The sequence below is a fragment of the Pinirhizobacter soli genome (assembly GCF_015905305.1).
Taxonomy (GTDB): Bacteria; Pseudomonadota; Gammaproteobacteria; order Xanthomonadales; family Rhodanobacteraceae; genus Pinirhizobacter; species Pinirhizobacter soli.
The window spans coordinates 1-2,500 of record NZ_JADZLQ010000006.1 but is presented as its reverse complement, the minus strand read 5'-3'; the positions used below and the strand labels follow the sequence as shown (position 1 = coordinate 2,500).

2 rRNA genes (1 of these 2 cut by a window edge) are annotated in these 2,500 nt (G+C 55.0%); both read left to right on the top strand.

Annotation, left to right across the window (positions count from 1 at the left end):
* Positions 1-2,206 (top strand): 23S ribosomal RNA (locus NDK18_RS19245); it begins 681 nt to the left of the window's first position.
* Positions 2,207-2,335: 129 nt separating this feature from the next.
* Positions 2,336-2,450, top strand: a 5S ribosomal RNA gene (gene rrf, locus NDK18_RS19240).
* Positions 2,451-2,500: the final 50 nt, after the last annotated feature.

Sequence of the window (2,500 nt, the reverse complement as noted above, 5' to 3'; positions counted from 1 at the left end):
CCAGGTTGAAGGTGCGGTAACACGCACTGGAGGACCGAACCCACATCTGTTGCAATAGATGGGGATGAGCTGAGGATAGGAGTGAAAGGCTAAACAAACTCGGAGATAGCTGGTTCTCCTCGAAAGCTATTTAGGTAGCGCCTCGTGCGGACACTGTTGGGGGTAGAGCACTGTTATGGCTAGGGGGTCATCGAGACTTACCAAACCATGGCAAACTCCGAATACCAACACGTGATACACGGGAGACACACGGCGGGTGCTAACGTCCGTCGTGAAAAGGGAAACAACCCAGACCCGCAGCTAAGGTCCCCAAGTCATGGCTAAGTGGAAAACGATGTGGAAAGGCATAGACAGCCAGGAGGTTGGCTTAGAAGCAGCCATCCTTTAAAGAAAGCGTAATAGCTCACTGGTCGAGTCGGTCTGCGCGGAAGATTTAACGGGGCTAAGCCATGCACCGAAGCTCGGGGTGCACACCTTTTGGGTGTGCGCGGTAGAGGAGCGTTCCGTACGCCTGCGAAGGTGGATTGAGAAGTCCGCTGGAGGTATCGGAAGTGCGAATGCTGACATGAGTAACGATAAGGGGGGTGAAAAGCCCCCCCGCCGAAAGCCCAAGGTTTCCTAGCGCAACGTTCATCGGCGCAGGGTGAGTCGGCCCCTAAGGCGAGGCAGAAATGCGTAGTCGATGGGAAGCAGGTTAATATTCCTGCACTTTTCTGTAGTGCGATGTGGGGACGGAGAAGGTTAGGTCTACCAGGCGTTGGTTGTCCTGGGGAAAGGAGGTAGGCGGTGATCTTAGGCAAATCCGGGATCACATACGCCGAGCACCGAGACGAGTCCTATGAGGACGAAGTGACTGACACCACGCTTCCAGGAAAAGCCACTAAGCTTCAGCTACAGAAAAACCGTACCGCAAACCGACACAGGTAGGCAGGGTGAGAATCCCAAGGCGCTTGAGAGAACTCGGGTGAAGGAACTAGGCAAAATGGCACCGTAACTTCGGGAGAAGGTGCGCCCATGAGCGTGGTCACATGCGTGACTGAGCGTTTATGGGTCGCAGTAACCTGGCCGCTGCGACTGTTTATCAAAAACACAGCACTCTGCAAACACGAAAGTGGACGTATAGGGTGTGACTCCTGCCCGGTGCTGGAAGGTTAATTGATGGGGTCAGCCGCAAGGCGAAGCTCTTGATCGAAGCCCCAGTAAACGGCGGCCGTAACTATAACGGTCCTAAGGTAGCGAAATTCCTTGTCGGGTAAGTTCCGACCTGCACGAATGGAGTAACGACAGCGGCGCTGTCTCCACCCGAGACTCAGTGAAATTGAAATCGCTGTGAAGATGCAGCGTTCCCGCGGCAAGACGGAAAGACCCCGTGAACCTTTACTATAGCTTTACACTGAACGTTGAGTTCTTCTGTGTAGGATAGGTGGGAGGCTATGAAACCGAGGCGCTAGCTTCGGTGGAGCCATCCTTGAAATACCACCCTGAAGTGCTTGACGTTCTAACCTAGGCCCGTAATCCGGGTCAGGGACCGTGTATGGTGGGTAGTTTGACTGGGGCGGTCTCCTCCCAAAGAGTAACGGAGGAGCACGAAGGTACGCTCAGCGCGGTCGGACATCGCGCACTGTGTGCAAAGGCATAAGCGTGCTTGACTGCGAGATCGACGGATCAAGCAGGTACGAAAGTAGGTCTTAGTGATCCGGTGGTTCTGTATGGAAGGGCCATCGCTCAACGGATAAAAGGTACTCCGGGGATAACAGGCTGATACCGCCCAAGAGTTCATATCGACGGCGGTGTTTGGCACCTCGATGTCGGCTCATCACATCCTGGGGCTGTAGCCGGTCCCAAGGGTATGGCTGTTCGCCATTTAAAGTGGTACGCGAGCTGGGTTCAGAACGTCGTGAGACAGTTCGGTCCCTATCTGTCGTGGGCGTTGGAGATTTGAGGGGGGCTGCTCCTAGTACGAGAGGACCGGAGTGGACGTTCCGCTGGTGTTCGGGTTGTCATGCCCATGGCATTGCCCGGTAGCTACGAACGGAAGTGATAACCGCTGAAAGCATCTAAGCGGGAAGCACGCCCCAAGATGAGATCTCCCGAGAGCTTGACTCTCCTAAAGGCACCATCAAGACCAGGTGGTTGATAGGTCAGGTGTGGAAGCGCAGCAATGCGTTGAGCTAACTGATACTAATGAGCCGTGCGGCTTGACCATATAACCCCAAGGCGCTTCGCTTCTTGCGACGCTCACCTTAAGCAACACACCCGAATTCCGGACGCTTGTCACTCGTTTACCAACTTCTGTGGAGCTAGGCGCTTGAAAAAGCGCCGCTCCCACCCCTTCCCTGGCGGCTATAGCGGCGTGGTCCCACCTGATCCCATCCCGAACTCAGCAGTGAAACGCGCATGCGCCGATGGTAGTGTGGCTCAAGCCATGCAAGAGTAGGTCACCGCCAGGGGCTTTATCCCGAAGGCCCGGTCTTTAACTAGACCGGGCCTTCTTCTTTTT